We start from the raw sequence: 21,245 nt of genomic DNA, 5'->3' as shown, positions 1-21,245 counted from the left end.
CGGACGGGATATGAGCAGTAATCCGAAACTCAAGGACAATCTCCGCGCCGCGATTCTGGCTGAACCAGACGCCGTGCTGGACGACAAGGATCTGATGCAGGCGCTTGTCGCCGCTAATGAACAGGCACGCGGCGACAACGTTATCGACCTGCGCGGCATCGCCATGCAGCGGCTCGAAGCCCGGCTGGACCGGTTGGAAGATACACACCGCTCGGTCATCGCGGCTGCGTACGAAAACCTGGCGGGCACCAATCAGGTTCACCGCGCCATCCTGCGCCTGTTGGAACCAGTCGAGTTCGAGGATTTTCTGCGCGCTCTGGGAAACGACGTCGCCGAGATTCTGCGTGTCGATCACATAACGCTGGTTCTCGAGTCGACCGTTACCCAAGACGATCCCTCGGTTAACGACCTTGGCGGGGTGCTGACGATTGCCGTGCCCGGATTTGTCGACGACTATTTCACACGTGACCGAAACGCCTCTTCCCGCGAGGTTATTCTGCGCGAGATCAAACAACCCTGCCCTAAGATCTATGGCAGGAAAGCCGCTCAACTCCGGTCCGAGGCGTGTTTGAAACTGGATCTGGGCGAAGGCCGTTTGCCCGGAATGATCGTAATGGCCGCAAGCGATCCGCGGCACTTCACGCCACAATTGGGGACGGATCTTCTGACGTTCTTTGCAGGGGTGTTCGAACGCTCGATGCGCCACTGGCTGTCGTGAGCCTGATATCCCCGGCCTGCCGCGATGCCTTACAGCATTGGCTGGACGGTCTGGGGGCTTTGGCCGGGCGGTCCGAGAACACCCAATCTGCCTATCGCGGCGATGTGACCGAATTTCTTTCGTTCATGACCCTGCATCACAGCGCCTGTCAGGGTCTGGCCGCGCTGGAACGTATATCGGTATCTGACATGCGGGCCTGGATGGCGGATCAGCGTGGCAGCGGTGTTGGCGCCAGATCGCTGGCGCGCAAACTGTCAGCGGTCAAAAGCTTCTATCGGTGGCTGGCGGAACGCGAGGGATTCGAACCTACCGCTGTCCTGTCCACGCGCGCGCCCAAGTTCACAAAGAAATTGCCGCGCCCTTTGGCCGAAGACGCTGCACGCGCAATGATTGAAACGGTCGAAATTCAATCGACCTCAGACTGGGTTTCTGCGCGTGACGTGGCAGTTGTGACATTACTTTATGGGTGCGGGCTTCGCATTTCCGAGGCGTTATCGCTGACCGGCGCGGATGCGCCGTTGCCGGATACGCTGCGTATTCTTGGCAAAGGCGGGAAGGAGCGCGTCGTTCCGGTGATCCCAGCCGCCCGCAGCGCAGTTAACCGCTATGTCAGCCTGTGTCCGCACCCGCAGTCCCCGGCCGCGCCGCTGTTTCGTGGGGTGCGTGGCGGCGCATTGAACCCCAGCGCCATTCAGGGCGTCATGGCCAAAGCGCGCATGCAACTCGGCCTGCCATCAACGGCAACGCCGCATGCAATGCGGCACAGCTTTGCCACGCATCTGCTGTCTGCAGGCGGCGACCTGAGGGCGATTCAGGAGTTGCTTGGCCACGCGTCGCTTTCCACGACACAGACATACACCGCAGTCGATACTGCCCGTCTGATGGAGGTCTACAACCGCGCCCATCCCAAAGCCTGAGCACGCAACAGATGCTGAATTTTTGTCAGCAGCTTTTTGCTTTGCATCTTCGGTCGCGTTCGTACATGACACCCGTATGACACTCAGATTCAAAGCTCTTCTCGTTCATCTCTTTACCGCAACCGGTGCCGTTTTTGCCATGTTGGCCATGCTGGCCGCCGTCGAAGAGAAGTGGAGCCTGATGTATCTGTGGCTGGTGGTTTCCTTTATCGTTGACGGGATAGACGGCCCTCTGGCCCGGCATTATCACGTCAAGAAGAACGCACCCGAGTTTGACGGTGTTTTGCTGGACCTGATCATCGACTATTTGACCTATGTGTTCATTCCGGCCTTTGCGCTGTTCAAGTCCGGCCTGATGGATGGATGGACCGGCTGGTTCGCGATCATCGTGATCACCTTCGCCAGTGCCATGTATTTCGCCGATACCCGAATGAAGACCAAGGACAACTCGTTTTCCGGGTTTCCCGGGTGTTGGAATATGTTTGTGATCGTGATCTTCGCGCTGGAACCGAATTTCTGGGTGATCCTGCTGCTTGTCACCTTGCTGTCCATCGCCATGTTCCTGCCCCTGAAATTCATCCATCCGGTCAGGACCGAACGCTGGCGCTCGGTGTCTTTGCCGATGGCGTTTGCCTGGACGTTTTTTGCAGGATGGGCAGCCTGGGTCGATTTTCATCCCGAAAGCTGGGCACATTGGGGCTTGGTCGTGACAAGCCTTTACCTGACCTTTGCCGGCATTGCGCAACAGGCCATACCGGCGCGCGCGGCCCGCGCCCGGCTTTGAGGCTCAAAGAACCTCCTGAACCTCGAATTCGGTCCCGTTATGGGTGAACACATCACCTTCTTGCAGCCCTGCCATAGCCAAGTAAATCGGGCTTTGCGTTGAAATACCCATATAGGTTTTACCTTCAACCTCGAACCTTGTGGTCGAAACGCAGACCACAAAGCGCCGGTTGTTGAACTTGATTACGGCCCCCGGGCGAACGGTGTCGGTCAAGCTGAAATCAGTGTTCTCGATGACGTCGATCTTGGCGTGGTGCGCGTGAACCGGCGCGTCAAAGGCTGCCGCAAGATCAGCATTCTCGCGTGATGCTGCTATGTCATCCTTGTCATGACCTTCACGGTCATCCAACTGAGAATCCTTCAGAAACGCGTCGTAATGGGCCTGTGCGGTCGCCAGTTCCTGTTCTTCAAGCGACATCAGGCGGTCGACGATGTCCTTCTTCCGAGCAGCGAGATCGGTCATGCGTTGCGTCCTTCAAATTCGATGTTCCATATAGGTTGGGGTCGGATTCATGGGATTGCAACCGGTAAGTTCGCATCAGATCAAAAGGCTGGCGGCACCTTCATGCCGCAACAGTGCGACCTTTGTCTCGATTCCCCCATCCCCCGAAAATCCACCCAAGCCCGTGGCGGACAGAACGCGGTGGCAGGGGATGATCACTGGAATAGGATTGGCACCGCACGCTTGCCCAACAGGTTGGGCCGGCTGTCCCAGTTCCTTGGCGATGTCCCCATAAGTGCGGGTATCGCCAAATGGGATCGCGAACATCAGATCACAGACACGTTGCTGAAATTCTGAACCGGAAACGCGATAGGGCAGATCAAACCGCTCTAACCGCCCCTGATCATAAGCTTCCAACTGAGCGGCAGCTTCTTTCAGCAACGGCGTTTCGTGACCAGAATCCGGCCCGTTCCAAACAAGTCGGGTTATGGCGCCGTCGGTTTCTTCGACCCCAAGGCGGCCAAATTGAGTATCAACGCTGATCATAGGCATGCGCGCACCGTTTCAGATCGCTTGGGACGGGGCAAGCATAGAAAGAAACACCCCGGCGTTTGACCGAGGTGTTCAAAACGATTAGCCCAGCGCCTCGTTACAGCGGCCGCAAACGCCCGGATGTGCATGAAGGCCGACATCGGGCAGGATCTTCCAGCAGCGCTGGCATTTCGCACCCTGGGCCTTTTCGAACACGACGCCCACGCCGTCGATTTCAGGCACGCGGAAGGCTTCGGCCGGGGCCGGGTCGCCAGTTACATTCAGGCCCGATGTGATGCACATGTCATCCACGTCGAAGGTCGCCAGCAGGTCGCGGGTCTCCCCATCGTCAACATGCACGGTCGGCGCAGCTTCGAGGCTGGAGCCGATCACCTTATCCTGACGCTGCACTTCAAGTGCCGCAGTCACGACACGGCGGACGCGGCGAACCTTGGCCATGTTGGCCTCCAGTTCGGCATCGCGCCAGTCGGCTGGCGTGTCTGGGAAGTCCACCAGATGCACCGAACTGTCATCGCCCGGGAAGCGTTCCAGCCAGACCTCCTCCATGGTGAACACCAAAATCGGGGCCAGCCAAGTTGTCAGACGATGGAACAGGATATCCAGCACCGTGCGCGCCGAGCGACGACGCAATGTGTCGCCATCGCAATACAGCGCATCTTTGCGGACGTCGAAATAGAAAGACGATAGATCAACGGTTGCGAAGGTAAAGACCGCGCTGAATACGCCCTGAAAATCGAAGGCGGCATAGCCGTTGCGCACCTGTTCATCCAGATCGGCCAGTCGGCTCAGCACCCAACGCTCCAGCCTTGGCATATCCTCGGGCGCGACGCGATCGGCTTCGGTGAAATCCGCCAGCGAGCCCAGCATGAACCGCATCGTGTTGCGCAAGCGGCGATAGCTGTCTGCAGTGCCTTTCAGGATTTCCGGCCCGATCCGCTGGTCGGCGGTATAATCAGTCTGCGCCACCCACAGCCGCAGGATATCGGCGCCGTATTGTTTGACGACCTCCTCGGGCACGATGGTGTTGCCCAGCGATTTGGACATCTTGTTGCCCTTGGCGTCCAGCGTGAAGCCGTGTGTCACTACGTTGCGATACGGCGCACGACCCTTGGTACCGCAGGCCTGCAGCATTGACGAGTGGAACCAACCGCGGTGCTGGTCGGTGCCCTCCATATACACATCGGCGATGCCGTCCTCGGTCCCATCCTCACGATCGCGCAAAACAAAGGCGTGGGTCGAGCCCGAGTCGAACCACACGTCCAACACGTCAAAGACCTGATCGTAGTCATCCGGGTTGGCGATGCCGTCCAGCACCTGTTCCTTGAACCCGTCGGTGTACCAGATATCCGCGCCGTCCTTTTCGAACGCCGCTTTGATCCGCGCATTCACCTCTTCATCGCGCAGCAGGTAATCTGCGTCGGGTGGCAGAGCGCCCTTCTTGGTGAAGCAGGTCAGAGGCACGCCCCAGGCGCGCTGGCGCGACAGAACCCAGTCCGGGCGGGCCTCGATCATCGAATACAGGCGGTTGCGACCGGTCTGCGGCGTCCACTTCACCAGTTCGTCGATGGAGCGCAGGGCACGTTCGCGGATGGTGTCCCCCATCTCACCCATGCCGTCCTCCAGCTTGCGATCCACGGATGCAAACCACTGCGGCGTGTTGCGGTAGATGATCGGCGCTTTCGAACGCCACGAATGCGGATAGCTGTGCTTGATCTTGCCCCGCGCCAGCAACCCGCCAACTTCGGCCAGCTTGTCGATGATCGCCTTGTTGGCATCCCCTTCGCCCCCTTTGCGGGACAGGATGTATTTGCCGCCAAAGAACGGCAGATCGGCGCGGAACGAACCGTCATCCATCACGTTATAGGTGATGACTTGCTCCAACATGCCCAGATCGCGGTAAAGCTCGAATTCTTCCATCCCGTGCGACGGCGCACAATGGACGAAGCCTGTGCCCTCGGTATCGGTTACGAAATCGGCGGCGCGGAAATCGCGGATATCGTCCCATTCGCCATTGCCGCCCTCGGCACCAGCCAGCGGGTGGAGTAGACCTATGCCAGCTAGATCAGGTGTGGGAACATCGGCGAGCCGTTTCCAGTTATCATCAATGAGTCTCGCCTTACCAAATACATCTCCAGCAAGATTGTCTGCAACAATGAATTTGTCGCCGACCTTTGCCCAGCATTCCTCTGGCGTTCCTGTAACTTCGTACAGACCGTAGGAAATGTCTTTTCCAAACACCACAGCCTTGTTGGATGGCATGGTCCAAGGCGTCGTAGTCCAGATGAGAATATTGGCGCCCAACAAGTCTTCTCTGACTGGTTGAGGTGTCCATGAGTAATGCCGACCCGAAGCCCCCTCTTGTGGGAAAAGACTGCTGTTTTCGCTTTGCTTAGCTTGGACCACCCTAAACTTCACCCAGATGGTGAAGCTTTCCTTGTCGTGATACTCGACCTCGGCCTCGGCCAACGCGGTTTTCTCGATGGGTGACCACATCACAGGTTTCGAGCCCTGATAAAGCGTGCCATTCATCAGGAACTTCATGAACTCATCCGCGATCACAGCCTCGGCGTGATAGTCCATGGTGATGTAGGGATCGGCCCAGTTGCCGGTGATGCCCAGACGCTTGAACTCTTCCCGCTGGATGTCGATCCAGCCCTCGGCGAATTTGCGGCATTCCTGACGGAAGTCGACGATATTCACCTCGTCCTTGTTCTTGCCCTTCTTGCGGTACTGCTCTTCGATTTTCCATTCGATCGGCAGGCCGTGGCAATCCCAGCCGGGCACATAGCGCGAGTCGAATCCCATCATCTGATGGGACCGTACGATCATGTCCTTGATGGTCTTGTTCAGCGCGTGGCCGATATGCAGGTGCCCGTTGGCATAGGGCGGGCCGTCATGCAGCGTGAAAGGCTTGCGCCCCTGCTTCTCGCGCAAGCGGTCATAGACGCCGATTTTCTCCCAGCGTTCCAGCCATGCGGGCTCGCGTTTGGGCAATCCGGCGCGCATTGGAAAGTCGGTTTTGGGCAGGTTCAGCGTGTCTTTATAGTCAGGTGTCTGGATCGTATCGGCGCACATTGGGGGCGTCCCTTGGATGATCTGGTCTTACTTGGAGCGAAGCGGTCGGTGCGAAGCCTCAAGCACCTTTGCCCGGCGTCTCACGAGGGTCAGAGCGCCGGGGATATAATTCGAATAATGATGGCCAAGCGGGCAAACATGGGCGCGCTTATAGGACGCCCGCGCCTAATGGTCCAGAGGTTCCGCCGCTTGCGGCGAATGGCGCAGCTTGGCCCAGCGGTTCAACCACGCCAGACCGGCCAGCGCGAGCCCCAAAGCCAACAGCGAGAACACCCGGATCAGGCCGCCCAGCCCGGCGATGTCGATCAGAAAAACCTTCGCCACCGCCAAGCCGATCACGGCCAGCCCCACCTTGCGCATCAAATCGGAGCTACGCGCCAGCGATTGATAGAACAGCGCTGCGCCGATCAACAGCAGTGTCAGGGTATAGGTATAAAGCTCGGGCTGCGTTACGCCGTTGCTTTCGTACATACCCGCAGCGCCCTGCCAGACATGCCGGATCGCCAATCCCAGCCAGACCGCAGACAAAATCCCCGCAAGCCCGAAGCTCAATTGCTTCAGACGTGCGGGCATGGAATGGATGCGCCAGGCCGAGAACGCCATCGCAATCGCCGGGAACAGGTATGCAACAGCAAGGGTATTCAAGACAGGCGGGCCCAAAACCGGGTCTGCATTTGCAACAAACAAAGGATTCGCGTCGCTCAGAGCCTGCGCCAACCGAAAAGTAGCGTGACCGGCAAAGAAAAGCGCCAGAAGATAGCGCGCGTAGGTCAACTTGCCGCCCAGTTCAAACCTCTGAACCTGCGCGTAGGCCAGCAGCAGCCAGATGACCGAAAGCAGGCCGAGGCCCCAATGGCTGTCCTCTGCTCCGCCCTCGCCAAATCCCTCAAGCCAGCGCAGCAAAAGCAGCGATAGCAGAATTCCGACCGTGGCCCACGCGGCGCTCTCCAATAGCAATGATGCCACAGGCCGTTCGAGCGGTTTCAACAACACCCAGGCGACTATGAACCCGATCGCCGACCCGCCATAGGCCAGTATCACCTCGGCAATGGGGGCGGTATCAGCCCATTCAAGACCAGGGTTCAGGACAAGACGAACAGTAACCGAGAATACGCCGACCCAGATAAACCAACTCATCGGCGGCAAAGTGAACTTACGATCCAGCGCCGCTGCGACCACGACCGCCGCCACCAGCGCAATCGTCAGAGCAGCCGAACTCAGGACAATGACACAGGCAAACGTCAGGCAAGACAGTGCCGATAGCGTGGCCAAAGCAGGCCGCAGCCGGTCTTCCCCATCTATGCGGGCAAAACGCTGGGCCAAACCGACCATCAGAACGGCCAGGGCCCCGGCGTGCAGGGCCCACGGGTAGGCCCCGATCACGTCAGCGGGGCGCCAACCGATCTCGATTGCGATGGCAAGAACAGGGGCAAAAACCGCGGCTGCAGCGGCCCACACCACGCCGAGACGACCGCCAGAAAACGCCCTGTAGGCAGAACAAACCGTTATCAAAGCAGCCAAACCAACGAGCAGTGTGATTACCCATGGATAGTCGGCCTCGGGAGTCTCAGAGTATGTGTCGGCAAATCTGCGGAACGCTGCGCCGTCATCTAACCCATGCGCAAGCACGAACCAGATCAACCCAATTGCCGGCAGCAACGTGGCGTCCTGCAACGCTTCCGCCTTCTGCGCCCAAAGAATCAACGCCAGTGTCAGCCCCGAAAGCAAGACAACGCCCAGCCAAAACTCACCTACGGAATCCGCCCAGTGCAGCGATACGATCCCGGATGTGACAGCGACCGAGCCGAAACCCAAGAAAACGGGAAAGCTCGGCCATGGGGTTCCGGCGTTACGGCGGACCACCTCGATAACCATTGGACCCGAGTGATCCGGCCAAAGTCGACGCACCGGGATAGCAATTGCGATCAACGCCAGCGCGGTGACAAAGGTCAGGTAAGCCGGTTCCGTCATTGAGGACGATAAAACCAGCAGCAACGCTGCCACGTAGCCGCCAACTAGGGTCAAAACGGACACCCATGCCCATCGCCGCACGGTATCTACACCAAACCCCAGCACCGCCAAGACGAAGAAGTAACCAAACAGCCAAGTTGGGTCATCCGACGATCCTCCGACCAAAAACGGGGCGGCGTACGCGCCGATAAGGCTGACAGCCGCCAGCAGGGGCCCGTGGAACCAACCCAATACCAACCCCAGCAACGCGACAAAAATCATGCCTGCCAGCGCGCCCTCCGGGCCGATCAGGTCATACAGCTGGCGTGCTGCAAGAATGGCACCAAACAGAGTCACGAGCCCGGCACCGGATAACACCGACGGAATGTACGCGGTGGCCGTTGCTTCGTCATCTCCAAAGCGGCGACGGACGACTTCACCTGCAAAGATCAGAAGCCCGCCGAAAACCAACGCGGCAATGACCCGTGCAGAGGGCGGCAGCAAACCGTTTTCAACCCCGTATTGAACCAGAAAAATCCCGGCCAGAGCCAACGACACAGCCGAAACCGCGTAGAACCAGTTCTCGCGCAGCCACGCGCTGAACACAGCAATCCAGTCGCTTTTGATCTTTTGTTCGCTTTGCGAAACAGGCGGTTGCGGGACGTCACTCGGCTCGACTTGCGCCGGTTTCTCTGCTTGTTTCTTTGCCGCCCATGGCCCGGGCTTGGCTGGTCGGGCTTGTTTGGCTTCGGGGCTCTCAGGCGGTGCGGTTTCGGCACCATGCAGTTCGACCAAGCGCTGTTCCAGTTGCTCAATGCGGCGACGCATTCGCGAGAAACCGATGAACAAGACAACAATCGAAATCGGAATGGCCAGAACGATCAGGCCCACAAGGGCAAACAACGTTTCCAAGCGGCACCTCCGATCTGTTCGTGGCAAGTCTATCCCCGCACTGCCGTGGCGAACAGTCTGGAATTTCAGATGATTTGACGACGCGACGAACACCGTCCCGTCAAAGCAGCGCTATTTCCGGGCGGGCAAGCATCAGCCAGAGGATCGCAAGAACGGCACCAAAGGCAGGAATGCCGCACACGAACCAAATTCTGAATAGCCGGTCATATTCCGGTGGCAACGCGGTGCCGCTTTGGGCCGCCCGCTTCGCGAGGTCGCGCAGCTTGATCTGGATCCAGACAACGGGCAACCAGAACAACCCCGTCAGAGCATAAAGAAGCAGCGACAGAACGATCCAGCCTTCGCTGATGTCCCAACCTAAGTTACGGACCAGCATCACTCCGGTGATTGGTTGCGCGACAACAGCCGTTGCCGTGAACAGAAGATCGGCCACAACCACGATCCCTGCAGTATGTGCAACAAGTTTCGCATCGCCAGTGCGATGAGCCATCAACATGAAAAACGCAATCCCGGCGCCGGTGCCCAGCAAGACGCACGCACCAATGACATGCAACCAGCGCAGGATCAGGTCCGGATCCATCACCGGCTGTCCAACATGGCGCGGGCTGTCAGCGACAACATCAGAACCGGGATGATCTTTACCAACGGCCCCAACGGGTCAGCCCAAAGCGCAGGTGTTACGATCGTGGCGGAAAGAAGGTAGAACACGGCAACCGCGACTTGCGCCAGACAGGCGTGCGCCACCCAAGGCCGCCATAGAACAGCCAAACCCAAAGCTATGTCGACGAACGACCAGAAAACAACGCTAAGCTTTGCGATCCAGACAGACCAGCCAACCCGCGTCAGAACGTCCGCAGCCAAAGCGAGATTGAGCAAGCCCAACACGCCCGACACCACCCAAAACAGACTGAGTGACGCAATCACGATCGGCATCAGAAGGCCGATACGAGCGGTCATTCGATTCTCGCGCGCGCAGACCAGATTTTCGTAGATTGCGTTCAGTGGCGCCAATGATCGCCCGCTCACCTTCCGGTACCGAGCAGGGTCACCGACAACGCCCTGCGCCATCACGGACATCGCCGTGGTGCGCAGCGGCGACCGCCAGCCGAGATGGCCCAACAGGTCCGCCCCGGCTGCAACTGCCTTGATCAGCCATGAAGGAGCGGCAATCACGGCGCGTGCGGCAGGAAACCCAAGCCAATGGCGCGTGGCTGAAACAACTTGTTCCAGTTGATGCGGTGTATCCTCAACCAGATCGTAACTCCCGTGGGGAAGTTCGTCGCGAACGGCATCTTTGATGGCGCGGCAGACATCATCCAAACCAACGCATTGGACCGGCGCTGTCGGGTAGGCCAGCGGTTGGATCAGAGGCACCGCCGCCAACATCCGCAGCAACGCCGTGCCACCATAATCGCTTTGCCCAATCACAAGCCCCGGTTTGATTATCCACAAACGGGCATTATTGGTCTGCAAGGCTGCATCGCCAGCCGCCTTTGTTCGCATGAATGCAGTGGATGCGTTGGCGACGGCGCCGATGGCCGAAATCTGAACGATCGACACATCCAGCTGGGCTGCCGCTTGGGCCAATGCCGCGATTGACCGGTGGTGGACGGCCTCAAGATCGTCCTCCGGCCCGTCTTGCAAAGCACCTGCGCAATTCACCACGACGTCGACCGACGCCAAAATCTCTGTCCAGTCCTCGGCACTGCACATGTGGCGCAAATCCCCTTGGATCAGACCGATTCCGGGCAGAACCCTTTGGCCGGTGCGGAGATCGCGAACCATGCCCGTCACCTTGTAATTTTCGTCGCGCAATGAGCGGACGACAGCGGCACCGATAAAGCCATAAGCGCCTAAAACCAGAATGTTTTTCGCTGGTTCTTTGGATTTTTCCATGCCCCGGCACTCCTGTTTCTGCCAGCCTAGCGGGTCAGGCAACTGATGCCAGCGACGCACGGCTCAGTGCGACAACAAGACCGTCTATTCAGGATTTGGAAAACAATCCGCTGAGCGCGCGCTTGATCATGCCTCTGGTCGAGGGCCTGTGGCGATCCGAGAAGGGCAAGGGCCGGCAAACTTCCATCGCGGCGACGCCCACACGGGCGCTCAGCGCACCGTTCACCAGCCCCTCGCCAAAGCGCCGGGATAGCTTGCTGAGAACTGATCCGCCCAAAACCGGCTCTAACAGGTCATCCCCGACGGCGACCGCTCCGGTCGCCAACAGATGGACAAAAACCGCGCGGGTCAAACGCCAGCTGCCCAGAAACCCTGCGCGGCCACCATAGATCTCTGCGACCCTACGGATCATGCGAAGCGAGGCTGCCAAGGCGGTGACCACATCAGCAAGAGCCAGCGGCACCAGCGCCGTGACCATCGCAACCTGCCGTGCGGCGGCCTCAACTTCGCGGCTGGCTGCTGCATCCAGCGGTGCCAGAATCTCATCCTCGGCCAAGGTCAGTAGCGTGGCGGCGTCGAATTGGTCGTCGATCCGCTCTCGCGTGCGCTCCCGTCCCCAGCGCGTTTCCTCGCGCCCCTTGTAGAACGTGATCAGCCGGTTCGCTACAGACCGCGCCTGCGCTAAATCATCCTCAGTCAGGGCTGTATCAGCGGCCCGGCGCAATCCATCTACGCGAGAAAGCCGCGCGATGGCCGCCAATTCCCTTACAGCTATAATCAACGCGACCAGAACCAGAGCCGCAAAAAGACCCGTGACAACCCACCCCAAAACCGGCGCGCGGGCGACCAATGACGTCGCAAAATCCCAGGCCGCAACCGAAACGACCGCTCCGATCGCAGCGAGGGCCAATCCCCAAAACCATCGCGAAAGCGCCGAAGGCTTTCGGGCAGCGAATTGCGCGGCGGCCTGCATCGCCTGCCCCTGCGGCTGCGAGATGTCAGGCACGGGCGGAGCTTCGGCCACGTCTGCCACTGGCTCATCTGCATCAAGGTCTATCAGAACCGGGCCTTTAGCCATACTATGCCCCTTTGCTTTGCCATGTGTATTTGACGTCCGGCAGTTTTTCATCGTTTTCGGCCCCGTCGCTGCGGGCGGCCTCGGTAAAACCGTTGCGTTCATAAAATGCGCAGGCACGCGTGTTGGCTTGAAACGTGAACAACGACAGTTCGGATTGCGACGATTTCGCGTTGTCCAGCAAGCATTTACCGATACCCTGCCCGCGCGACCTCGCGTCAAGGTACAGCGAGTGAATCTCGGCCCCGTTCCGCGCCAGAAACCCCACAACGCCAGCCTCTGTCTCGGCTACGGTCACCCAGTTTCTGTCGATCATTTGCCCGCAAAACGCGATGGTTTCCGCGCGGGAATACAATTCGGGCATCCAATCATTCTCACGAGCAAAGCCGTGCAGGATTTCCCCGGTCGATCCGGCATCAGTGCTGCGTGCGGGGCGAAGCATAACGGTCAAAGGCGATCTCCGATCAGGAACTGCGTGGCGCGGTCCAGCCTGATATGAGGTGGCCCATCACCGGGCCGTAAGGACAGTTGGGATGGCGCAAAGCTCATGAAGCCATAGTCCGCATCCAACCAGATTTTTGCGCCGTCCCGCGCCGGTCCCAGCACATGCGAGGGATCTTCAGGCAATTCGCCCGGATAGAATGCCGCTTTCTTACCACCGTCCAGCAACGTACCGCGAACACAGGGCAATTCCGAACCGTTGTGACTGCGCATTTCTTCGGTTGTAGCCCGCAATGATGCCAGAGACAAAGCAGCGGTTTCGGCACCGGCGAAATTCGCACGATCACGTGCATCACGCGTCAGGGCCTCCATAATTGCGGTCAGCCGCGGGTGTTGCAGGTGGTGAAGATGGTCGGCTTTGGTGGCCGCAAACAGAATGCGCTCAACCCGTTTGCCCAATAGCAACCGGCTGAGCCAGGCATTCCGACCGGGTCTGAAGGCCGACAAAATATCCGCCATGGCACGGCGCATATCCTCGACCGCTTGCGGGCCTTTGTGGATCGCACCCAATGCATCGACCAATACGACTTGTCGGTCGATGCGGGCAAAGTGATCACGAAAGAACGGTTTCACGACTTGCGTTTTGTATGCTTCGAACCGCCGTTCCATTTCGCGCTGTAACGATCGCCTGCGCGAGGGACCAACAATGGGCAGCGGCGCGAAGGTCAAGACAGGCGACCCGGCCAGATCGCCCGGCAGCAGGAACCGCCCCGGCGCGCAATCATAAAAACCGGCGTCCCGCGCATCCGTCAGGTACGCGGTGAACTTTCGCGCCAAATCCTGCGCGATGGGTTCCTCATGATTTGCGCCAGGATCGGCTGACTTGGCTGCATCCAGAAAAGCCGATGCTTCGGCACGGTTTGCGATGCGGGACAGAGTTTCCAGAGACCAGTCTTCGTATGACTTTTCCAGCAATGCCAAATCCAGAAGCCATTCGCCGGGGTAGTCCACAATATCCAGATGTATTTTTTTCGGCCCCTGCAACCCTGACAGCAACCCCGCCGGTTGGACCTTGAGCGACAAACGCAATTCGGACACCGCGCGCGTGCTGTCCGGCCAATGAGGCGATGCGCCGGTCAAATCGGAAAGATGGGATTCGTAGTCGAACCGGGGCACGGTATCGTCTGGCTGCGGTTGCAGGTAGGCGGCGGTGATCCGCCCCTCTTGCTGGGCGGCAAGACCTGTCATGCGGCCCCGGTCCAACAGGTTCGCCACCAGCGACGTGATGAACACAGTCTTGCCCGACCGCGCCAGCCCGGTAACGCCCAGGCGAATGACCGGCTCGAAAAACGTCTCGGACACGCTGTCACCGATGGATTCGACACCGCGCACCAGACTGTCTGCCACAGAAGAGATGACCAATCCGTCGCCCCGCTTTTATCGTTTCGCTCAAGATAGGTAGCGGTTCGCAGACATGCCAGATCAATTTACCCCCCTTGCCCGTTCGGACACCGCACGATACCAGCGGGCCCATGCCCAGATACGCCTTGAAAGTCGAATACCAGGGAGAACCGTTTGCCGGATGGCAGCGGCAGAAAGACCTGCCGTCGGTTCAGGGTGCGATTGAAGAGGCCCTGTCGCAAGTCCAACCCGGGCAGCATACGATTGCCGCCGCCGGACGCACGGATGCGGGTGTGCACGCGCTGGGTCAGGTCGCCCATTGCGACATGGAGCGCGAATGGGATCCGTTCCGGCTGTCCGAAGCGTTGAACTATCATCTCAAACCTCGGCCTGTCGCCATATTGCAGGCCGCGCGGGTTGAGGATGACTGGCACGCGCGGTTCTCGGCGATTGAGCGGCAATATCTGTTTCGCATTCTCATGCGGCGCGCGCCGGCGACCCATGATCAGGGGCAAGTCTGGCGCATCAATCACCAACTGGATGTGGATGCCATGCAGACCGGGGCGAACATGTTGATCGGGCGGCATGATTTCACAACGTTCCGTTCGTCCATCTGTCAGGCGGCAAGCCCTGTGAAAACGCTGGACGAGCTGCGGATCGAACAGGTTCAGGGCTTCTCAGGCCCCGAAGTGCATTTTCATGTGCGTGCCCGATCCTTCCTGCACAATCAGGTGCGCAGCTTTGTCGGCACATTGGAACGCGTTGGTGCCGGTGCGTGGGAACCCGAAGATGTGCGAACTGCGCTAGAAGCGATGGACCGATCAGCGTGTGGCCCCGTTTGCCCGCCGCAAGGGTTGTATCTGGCGCGCGTTGGCTATCCTGATCCGGTCTTTTGACCGGATCAGAGAGTGCGCAACAAAAGACCGCTGGCAACCACAGCGATCAGCAGCCCGGCAATCAACTCGATCGTCGGTGCCAAGATGGCGGCGAACCGCGTAGCTGATGTCGAAGCAAGCAAACCGCCGCGTAACCCAAATGACGTCCATCCGACCAAAGTCGTCACGGTTGCCGTACCCAACGCCATCGCAAAGGCCCCGGCAATACCAATCATCGCGATGCCCATCTGCCACGTCAGGATCACGACAAACAGCGCACCGGTGCAGGGTCTGGCTGCAATGCCCGCAATCAGGATCAGGGCCTCGCGCAAGCTGCCGACGTTGGCGACTTCTTCCGCGGTTGGGCCATGCTTATGGCCGCATTCTGAACATGTGCCGTCGTCGTGTTTGTGGCTGTGGCCATGTCCGGCATGATCGTGGTGTTCGTGTGTATGGTCATGATCCGCTGCTTGGGAACGGCTGCGCCGGGCAAAGCCGCGGACAGCCCGAAAGACCAGCCACAAACCAATCGCTGCAATCGCGCCATAACTGACCGGTGCCATGACCTGCTCGGTCGCGCCGACCAGGCTTTGTCGCGACATCTGGAACACGAAGATACCGGTGTAGACTAAAACGACGGCCGTCACAGCCTGACCGAGACTGGACAGAACGCTGATTGCCGACAGACGCAGAAAGGCCACCTGCCGACCCAGCCCGTACCCACCAATCAGAACCTTTCCGTGACCTGGTCCAATGGCATGAAAAAAGCCATAAGCGAAACATACGGTTAGCAAAGTCGCAACCGCCTGAGGCTGCTCTGCTCGGGTTGCTCGCAACGCCCTTGCGATCTGGTTCTGGAATTCTCTCTGCTCACCCGCTGCCCAAGCTGCGAGATGGTCGAACCCGCCACTGCCCCATAGCCAAAGCAACAAACCAAAGGCCAGAGCGACCGGAACAATCAGGTACCGGGACATGAAACAAGAATCTCAGTTGCAAAACTCTCACCGACCAAAGGAATATCGTTTTCCTCAAGGTCGTAATTTGCATCCAGTGTCAGCAAAAACGCCCGCATCTGTGCCAACTGCCCGTCTATGTCCGGGTCGATGCGTTCGACCGCGCAAATGGCCGGTCCAGACACGGTAACGGGCCGGGTCACTTCGTAGGCCGTATAATAGGTCTCGTCATACGCCTTGGCGGACAAAGCGGTGGCCGAAACAGGCCCGCCTTCGACCTCACGCAGATGAGTCGTCACGATGCGCCCATCCTCGGTCAGGGCCGTTGCTTGCATCGGCCCGGACAAGGGAACGGGTTTTCCGCCAGAATGGACAACAAGATCCCCATTGTAGCCTTCCATCCATTGCGCATCAAAGCCGGCCAGATGTGTCTGCTCGGCCTTGGTCAAGACGCCATCCCCATCCTGATCCAGGTTCATGTCTTCGAGTTGGAACAGCGAATAAAGCTCGTCATAGGCCCAAGTGACGCGCACGTGGGTCAGGTTGCCGGTCTCATCCACGATGAATTCGAGCCCCGTATCGATAAAGACATGAGGGTGCGTCAGTCCCGGGATCGGCAGACAGCAAGTCAGAAATGTCAGCAACCAGCGCATGATGCGAAGATAGGTCGCCTGCCAATCAACAGCAACGACATTCCGTTCACAGGCGCAGGAACCGGCCCATCCGGTCATTTCGGCGGAAATAGAACCAGTGTTTGCAACGCGGTTCCAACCGGCCCTTCAGTGTCGTAGAGAACGGATTGTGACATTCCGATTCCGTTTGGCTGCCAGTGCGAGATCGAATTCGATGCGAACCAACCCGGCAGGGGCTCACGGTGGATTTGTACGGTGAGGTCGGTGTTCATAAACCCCATCTCGGTCGTGGGCGCGTTCCAAGAAATACCGTTGCCGCAATCGGCCAATGGACACAGCGCCTGGATTGGGGAAGGCGTCTCTCCGTCCAGAATGTCAGGTGTGTTCATCCAGACGATCTTGGGGCCTGCCCCCTGGTTTCCGCCTTCGGGGTATTTCACATCCGCATAATGGGCAAAACCGGGAAGGCCGTGGCGAATCTCTCCGATCGGGAATGGGCCGTCGACCACATCTTTGAATTTCACAGGCTCTGTCGGCGCGTCTGGGACAGGCCCAAGGTTCCGGCGAACCATGTGCATCGTCGAGGCTGTGGCGCACAACGTGCCCTCGATGTCATGCACGGTGACGCGGGTTGTCGCCAGGGTCTTGGTGTGCCGCGTGGTTTCCGCCGCAACGCGCAAACCAGCCATTGGCAGCGGTCGCAGCAAGTCTACCGTCAGTCGCGTCAACATTTTGTCTGGTCCGACCTCACCTTCCGCCGCGCGTACGATCAGACCGCTGACGGGGCCGGCATGACAGTGTTCCGCAGACCAAGGACCGCGCGCAGGATCATTCCCGACGAAGGACCCATCTTCGGTCCCATGAAAAAACGCCGGTTTCGTTTCAGTGCTGTGCATAGGGAGTTTTTCAGACCTTTTCCTGCGTGTGTTTTCTAAGTTCGGCCCGTGCAACCTGCCGCCGATGCACCGCATCCGGGCCATCCGCCAATCGAAGCGTCCGAACATGTGTCCAGGCCGAGGCCAGCGGCGTATCCTGGCTGATCCCCTGTGCGCCGAACATCTGCACGGCTTCGTCGATCACTTTCAGAGCGACCCGGGGGGCAACGACCTTGATCTGGCTGATCCAGGGGGCCGCAGCGCGCGCGTCGCCCTGATCCATGTACCAAGCTGCCTTGAGGCACAGCAGGCGCGCCATTTCGATCTCCATCCGGCATTCGGCAATGATGTCGTAATTGGCCCCAAGCTGTGCCAGTTTCTTGCCGAATGCTTCGCGTTGCAGAGATCGCTTGCACATCTGTTCCAACGCGGCCTCAGCTTGCCCTATCGCGCGCATGCAGTGGTGAATGCGACCCGGCCCAAGGCGGCCCTGCGCGATCTCAAAACCGCGCCCTTCACCCAGCAAGATGTTCTCGGCGGGCACGCGCACGTCGGTGAACCTGATATGCATGTGGCCGTGGGGCGCATCGTCATGTCCGTAAACCTCCATGGGGCGCAAGACTTCGATCCCCGGTGTATCCGCCGCAACAACGATCATTGATTGGCGTTGATGCTTTGGCCGATCCTCCCCGGCGGTTTTCACCATTACGATATAGACCTTGCACCGGGGGTCCCCTGCCCCGGATGACCACCACTTTTCGCCATTCAGCACGTATTCCTCGCCATCGCGCACGCAGGACATCGAAATGTTTGTCGCATCAGACGAGGCCACGTCAGGTTCGGTCATCAGATAAGCTGATCGTATCTCGCCGCTGAGCAATGGTTTGAGCCAGGTTTCCTTCATGGCCTCGGTTCCGTAGCGTTCAAAGACCTCCATGTTGCCGGTATCGGGGGCAGAGCAGTTGAACACCTCGGCGCCCAAGGGCGTCTTGCCCATTTCCTCAGCGAAATAGGCGTATTCGACAGTGGTCAAACCAAACCCTTTGTCACTGTCGGTCAACCAGAAATTCCATAACCCCGCGGCCTTGGCCTTGGCCTTCAAGCCTTCGAGTATCTCTGACTGCCGCTGCGTGTATTGCCAGCGGTCGCCCTTGCCGATTTCGGCTTGATATTCCTCTTCCAACGGCATGACGTCATCCCGGATCATTTCGGCGACACGGTTCAAAAGATCGCGGTTTTCGTCGCGCAATCCGAAAGACATGGTCATGATTTCCCTCCTCTGGCCCGGAAACCGGGCTTTACCTCGGGTCCGAGAATGACTTAGCTGCCGACAGGATGTCTACCCGCGTGACGGGACGTCAATCGCAACCAGATCAGAGGTAAGCACATGGCACTTTTGATTGAGACGGGCCTGACGGGCTGGATCAGCGATCTTGAAATCGCACAGGAAATTCGGAAACGCATTCCAGATGCGGATGTTCGCACGCCGGACACCATCGGGGAGGCCTCGGACATCACAATGCTGGCTTTGGTTGGATTGCAGGCCGACCATCCCAGCCGCCTGCCCAACTTGAAACTGGTTCAAAAACTGGGGGCCGGGGTGGAAACCATTGTAGGCAATCCCAACCTGCCCGACCATGTGCGCATCACGCGGCTTAAACCGGATGCCCCTGCGCAGGGAATCGCGGAATGGTTCTTGGCCTATATCCTGCGCCAACATCGCCACATCGGATTCTACGAAGACGCACAAAAGCGGGCAGAATGGTCGCCAAAGGCGCCGGGTAGTACGCCGGATACGGTGGTTGGGGTGCTCGGGCTGGGCCACATTGGCGCCCGAACAGCGAACATGTTGCGCGCCGTGGGGTTTCAGGTGATGGGATGGAGCCGTTCGCCCAAGTCCCTTGACGGGGTGAACTGCGTTCATGGTGACGATGCTCTGCCGGGATTGCTGTCACAATGCGATCATGTCTGTGCAATCCTGCCATCCACCCCGCAAACCGTTGGGCTTTTTGGGGAAAGGGCGTTGTCCATGATGAAACCCGGCAGCCAATTGCTGAATGCCGGCCGTGGAGATTTGATCGACGAGATCGCCCTGATTTCCGCGCTGGATCGGGGCGTTCCAGGTCACGCGGTTCTCGACGTGACCAGTCAAGAGCCACTGCCCGCCTCAAGCCCATTGTGGACCCACCCGAGCGTAACCATTACGCCGCATATTTCGGGCTGGCACCTTGGTGACGCGCTTTCCGACGTCGCCGAGAATTTTCAGCGGCTCAGTAGCGGCGCACCCCTGTTGCACGAAGTTGACCGGGCACGCGGTTACTGAAGTCCAAAGTCAGGAGGCCAGCAACCAGTTGCCTTCAGCGTCGCGGCATCTGCGGGTCCGGGCCTGACGCGTCTGGTCAGCGCCTGCGGGACGGACAAAGTGCTGCAGGTCCACGCAGTTGTCACGAACACCCAGAACCCGGATCGTTCCTTTCGAGCCCGTATTGTCGTTGATCCACTCACGCTCCTGCCCGGCGCTGGGCGTGCCGCTGGCAAACATTGCGTTTGCGGTTGCGTTCAGCACCTCAAAATCCTCGGGCGTCAATCCAAGTTCCGAGATGATCCTCGAAAGCGGCTTAGCCCCGACAACACCGCCATTGGTCAAAGCGGCAACGGTAACCAATGCGGACAAAATCCAAGCCTTCATAGCGGCCTCGCACAGCTGAAATAGATTTGCGTTCAACCCTATACATGCAGGCGGATGACGCCAAGCCCTGCTGGTTTATCTTCAAAATATTCCGAACAATCCTATCGCAACGCCGCTGCTAGGCCAGCGTGCGCGTTCATCACATATTGCCCTGGCAACCAACCCGAGGTTTTTGATGGCAAATCCGAAATACTATGCGCCAACCGGCGGGCACCCGGATCAGGATCAGCTTTTGACCGACCGCGCCATGTTTACTGACGCCTATGCGGTCATTCCCAAGGGAACGATGCGTGACATCGTCACCAGTGCGCTGCCCTTTTGGGACGGCACACGCCTATGGGTGCTGTCCCGCCCGTTGAGCGGATTTGCCGAGACGTTCTCGCAATACATCATGGAAGTTCAGCCCGGTGGCGGCAGCGATCATCCCGAGACGGACGCACAAGCGCAGGCAGTGCTTTTTGTCGTCGAAGGAGAGGTTGCACTGACCTTGGACGGCGATACACACCAGCTTGCGACCGGCGGTTACGCCTATATCCCGCCCGGTTCGGATTGGACATTGCGCAATCGTGGTGAAACAATCGCCCGCTTTCATTGGGTGCGCAAAGCCTACGAGGCCGTACCGGGCCTGTCCGCTCCGGACCCGATCATCACAAACGAACGCGATGTCGCACCCAACGAGATGCCGGGAACACAGGGGCGCTGGTCCACAACCCGGTTTGCCGATCCTGAGGATCTGCGCCACGACATGCATGTCAACATCGTCAATTTCGAACCCGGCGGCGTGATTCCCTTTGCAGAAACCCATGTTATGGAACACGGGCTTTACGTGCTGGAGGGCAAGGCAGTCTATCGACTGAATCAGGATTGGGTCGAGGTCGAGGCCGGAGACTACATGTGGCTGCGCGCCTTTTGTCCTCAGGCGTGTTATGCGGGCGGTCCGGGGCGCTTTCGGTATCTGCTTTATAAGGACGTGAACCGCCATATGCCGCTCAACCTGTCACGTCGGTAAGTTCGTTTGCCGTAGAGGGGTTCACAGAATCGCCGGAATCTGTTGAAATA

Annotated in this window: 20 protein-coding genes; 6 read left to right on the top strand and 14 right to left on the bottom strand. The window is 59.0% G+C overall.

Going from position 1 to position 21,245, the window contains the following annotated elements:
* The first annotated feature begins 10 nt into the window (after window positions 1-10).
* From RA28_RS18930 to RA28_RS18920, 3 genes are all read left to right on the top strand, one after another.
* Window positions 11-718, top strand: a complete 708-nt coding sequence (locus RA28_RS18930) for a DUF484 family protein (protein WP_039532598.1) — start codon at window positions 11-13, stop codon at window positions 716-718.
* Window positions 715-1,635 carry a tyrosine recombinase XerC gene (locus tag RA28_RS18925; protein WP_039532191.1) on the top strand — a complete coding sequence of 307 codons (921 nt, stop codon included), beginning with the start codon at window positions 715-717 and terminating at the stop codon, window positions 1,633-1,635. The genes RA28_RS18930 and RA28_RS18925 overlap by 4 nt, the downstream gene beginning before the upstream one ends.
* A gap of 76 nt (window positions 1,636-1,711) precedes the next feature.
* Window positions 1,712-2,419: a CDP-alcohol phosphatidyltransferase family protein gene (locus RA28_RS18920; protein WP_039532190.1), complete on the top strand. Its 708-nt coding sequence runs from the start codon at window positions 1,712-1,714 to the stop codon at window positions 2,417-2,419.
* 3 nt (window positions 2,420-2,422) lie between these two features.
* Here RA28_RS18920 and RA28_RS18915 read toward each other — a convergent pair whose 3' ends face one another.
* From RA28_RS18915 to RA28_RS18875, 9 genes are all read right to left on the bottom strand, one after another.
* Entirely contained in the window at window positions 2,423-2,881 is a 459-nt protein-coding gene (locus RA28_RS18915) for a hypothetical protein (protein ID WP_039532188.1), read from the bottom strand.
* A gap of 75 nt (window positions 2,882-2,956) precedes the next feature.
* The gene (locus tag RA28_RS18910) at window positions 2,957-3,412 is read right to left on the bottom strand and encodes a methylated-DNA--[protein]-cysteine S-methyltransferase (protein WP_039532186.1); all 456 of its coding nucleotides are present in this window, start codon (window positions 3,410-3,412) and stop codon (window positions 2,957-2,959) included.
* Window positions 3,413-3,493: 81 nt separating this feature from the next.
* On the bottom strand, window positions 3,494-6,487 hold the full coding sequence (gene ileS, locus RA28_RS18905; protein WP_039532184.1) for an isoleucine--tRNA ligase: 2,994 nt from the start codon (window positions 6,485-6,487) through the stop codon (window positions 3,494-3,496).
* A gap of 165 nt (window positions 6,488-6,652) precedes the next feature.
* A complete protein-coding gene (locus RA28_RS18900; protein ID WP_039532183.1) occupies window positions 6,653-9,349 on the bottom strand; it encodes a DUF2339 domain-containing protein in 2,697 nt (898 codons plus the stop codon).
* 100 nt (window positions 9,350-9,449) lie between these two features.
* On the bottom strand, window positions 9,450-9,929 hold the full coding sequence (locus RA28_RS18895; RefSeq protein WP_039532181.1) for a DUF2269 family protein: 480 nt from the start codon (window positions 9,927-9,929) through the stop codon (window positions 9,450-9,452).
* Window positions 9,929-11,245, bottom strand: coding sequence for an SDR family oxidoreductase (locus RA28_RS18890; RefSeq protein ID WP_039532180.1), 1,317 nt, complete (start codon window positions 11,243-11,245; stop codon window positions 9,929-9,931). The genes RA28_RS18895 and RA28_RS18890 overlap by 1 nt, the downstream gene beginning before the upstream one ends.
* 88 nt (window positions 11,246-11,333) lie before the next feature.
* Window positions 11,334-12,323 (bottom strand): YcjF family protein, encoded by a 990-nt coding sequence (locus tag RA28_RS18885; RefSeq protein ID WP_039532177.1) that lies wholly within the window; start codon window positions 12,321-12,323, stop codon window positions 11,334-11,336.
* 1 nt (window position 12,324) lies between these two features.
* Window positions 12,325-12,762, bottom strand: coding sequence for an N-acetyltransferase family protein (locus RA28_RS18880; protein WP_446737320.1), 438 nt, complete (start codon window positions 12,760-12,762; stop codon window positions 12,325-12,327).
* 5 nt (window positions 12,763-12,767) lie between these two features.
* The gene (locus tag RA28_RS18875; RefSeq protein ID WP_039532174.1) at window positions 12,768-14,183 is read right to left on the bottom strand and encodes a YcjX family protein; all 1,416 of its coding nucleotides are present in this window, start codon (window positions 14,181-14,183) and stop codon (window positions 12,768-12,770) included.
* Between the two features lie 110 nt (window positions 14,184-14,293).
* Here RA28_RS18875 and truA point away from each other — a divergent pair, with 110 nt between their 5' ends.
* Window positions 14,294-15,058: a tRNA pseudouridine(38-40) synthase TruA gene (gene truA, locus RA28_RS18870; RefSeq protein WP_039532173.1), complete on the top strand. Its 765-nt coding sequence runs from the start codon at window positions 14,294-14,296 to the stop codon at window positions 15,056-15,058.
* Between the two features lie 5 nt (window positions 15,059-15,063).
* Here truA and RA28_RS18865 read toward each other — a convergent pair whose 3' ends face one another.
* The 4 genes from RA28_RS18865 to RA28_RS18850 are packed head-to-tail and all read right to left on the bottom strand — an operon-like array spanning window position 15,064 to window position 18,764.
* Entirely contained in the window at window positions 15,064-16,011 is a 948-nt protein-coding gene (locus RA28_RS18865) for a nickel/cobalt transporter (RefSeq protein WP_039532171.1), read from the bottom strand.
* Entirely contained in the window at window positions 15,996-16,721 is a 726-nt protein-coding gene (locus RA28_RS18860) for a DUF1007 family protein (RefSeq protein WP_241481167.1), read from the bottom strand. The genes RA28_RS18865 and RA28_RS18860 overlap by 16 nt, the downstream gene beginning before the upstream one ends.
* A complete protein-coding gene (locus RA28_RS18855) occupies window positions 16,718-17,518 on the bottom strand; it encodes a thioesterase family protein (protein WP_039532170.1) in 801 nt (266 codons plus the stop codon). Before RA28_RS18855 ends, RA28_RS18860 begins: the two co-directional genes overlap by 4 nt.
* A gap of 10 nt (window positions 17,519-17,528) precedes the next feature.
* Window positions 17,529-18,764 (bottom strand): acyl-CoA dehydrogenase family protein, encoded by a 1,236-nt coding sequence (locus RA28_RS18850; protein WP_039532168.1) that lies wholly within the window; start codon window positions 18,762-18,764, stop codon window positions 17,529-17,531.
* A 120-nt stretch (window positions 18,765-18,884) separates the two neighbouring features.
* Between RA28_RS18850 and RA28_RS18845 the strand changes: the two genes are divergently transcribed.
* Window positions 18,885-19,820, top strand: coding sequence for a 2-hydroxyacid dehydrogenase (locus RA28_RS18845; protein WP_039532167.1), 936 nt, complete (start codon window positions 18,885-18,887; stop codon window positions 19,818-19,820).
* A 9-nt stretch (window positions 19,821-19,829) separates the two neighbouring features.
* Here RA28_RS18845 and RA28_RS18840 read toward each other — a convergent pair whose 3' ends face one another.
* Window positions 19,830-20,186, bottom strand: a complete 357-nt coding sequence (locus RA28_RS18840) for a hypothetical protein (protein ID WP_039532165.1) — start codon at window positions 20,184-20,186, stop codon at window positions 19,830-19,832.
* Window positions 20,187-20,361: 175 nt separating this feature from the next.
* On the opposite strand from RA28_RS18840, the gene RA28_RS18835 reads away from it, so the two are divergent.
* Window positions 20,362-21,195: a bifunctional allantoicase/(S)-ureidoglycine aminohydrolase gene (locus RA28_RS18835; protein WP_039532163.1), complete on the top strand. Its 834-nt coding sequence runs from the start codon at window positions 20,362-20,364 to the stop codon at window positions 21,193-21,195.
* The last annotated feature ends 50 nt before the right edge of the window (window positions 21,196-21,245 follow it).

The sequence above is a fragment of the Ruegeria sp. ANG-S4 genome (genome assembly GCF_000814005.1).
GTDB lineage: Bacteria > Pseudomonadota > Alphaproteobacteria > Rhodobacterales > Rhodobacteraceae > Ruegeria.
The sequence above is the reverse complement of the archived record's forward strand: the minus strand, read 5'-3'. Positions and strand labels throughout refer to the sequence as shown.

Bases quoted from the DNA above. Each gene is read 5' to 3' on its own strand.
- RA28_RS18930 (WP_039532598.1), top strand. From the start codon at position 11: ATGAGCAGTAATCCGAAACTCAAGGACAATCTCCGCGCCGCGATTCTG.
- RA28_RS18920 (WP_039532190.1), top strand. From the start codon at position 1,712: ATGACACTCAGATTCAAAGCTCTTCTCGTTCATCTCTTTACCGCAACC.
- RA28_RS18915 (WP_039532188.1), bottom strand. From the start codon at position 2,881: ATGACCGATCTCGCTGCTCGGAAGAAGGACATCGTCGACCGCCTGATG.
- RA28_RS18910 (WP_039532186.1), bottom strand. From the start codon at position 3,412: ATGCCTATGATCAGCGTTGATACTCAATTTGGCCGCCTTGGGGTCGAA.
- ileS (WP_039532184.1), bottom strand. From the start codon at position 6,487: ATGTGCGCCGATACGATCCAGACACCTGACTATAAAGACACGCTGAAC.
- RA28_RS18895 (WP_039532181.1), bottom strand. From the start codon at position 9,929: ATGGATCCGGACCTGATCCTGCGCTGGTTGCATGTCATTGGTGCGTGC.
- RA28_RS18890 (WP_039532180.1), bottom strand. From the start codon at position 11,245: ATGGAAAAATCCAAAGAACCAGCGAAAAACATTCTGGTTTTAGGCGCT.
- RA28_RS18885 (WP_039532177.1), bottom strand. From the start codon at position 12,323: ATGGCTAAAGGCCCGGTTCTGATAGACCTTGATGCAGATGAGCCAGTG.
- RA28_RS18880 (WP_446737320.1), bottom strand. From the start codon at position 12,762: ATGCTTCGCCCCGCACGCAGCACTGATGCCGGATCGACCGGGGAAATC.
- truA (WP_039532173.1), top strand. From the start codon at position 14,294: ATGCCCAGATACGCCTTGAAAGTCGAATACCAGGGAGAACCGTTTGCC.
- RA28_RS18865 (WP_039532171.1), bottom strand. From the start codon at position 16,011: ATGTCCCGGTACCTGATTGTTCCGGTCGCTCTGGCCTTTGGTTTGTTG.
- RA28_RS18860 (WP_241481167.1), bottom strand. From the start codon at position 16,721: ATGACCGGATGGGCCGGTTCCTGCGCCTGTGAACGGAATGTCGTTGCT.
- RA28_RS18855 (WP_039532170.1), bottom strand. From the start codon at position 17,518: ATGCACAGCACTGAAACGAAACCGGCGTTTTTTCATGGGACCGAAGAT.
- RA28_RS18850 (WP_039532168.1), bottom strand. From the start codon at position 18,764: ATGACCATGTCTTTCGGATTGCGCGACGAAAACCGCGATCTTTTGAAC.
- RA28_RS18845 (WP_039532167.1), top strand. From the start codon at position 18,885: ATGGCACTTTTGATTGAGACGGGCCTGACGGGCTGGATCAGCGATCTT.
- RA28_RS18840 (WP_039532165.1), bottom strand. From the start codon at position 20,186: ATGAAGGCTTGGATTTTGTCCGCATTGGTTACCGTTGCCGCTTTGACC.
- RA28_RS18835 (WP_039532163.1), top strand. From the start codon at position 20,362: ATGGCAAATCCGAAATACTATGCGCCAACCGGCGGGCACCCGGATCAG.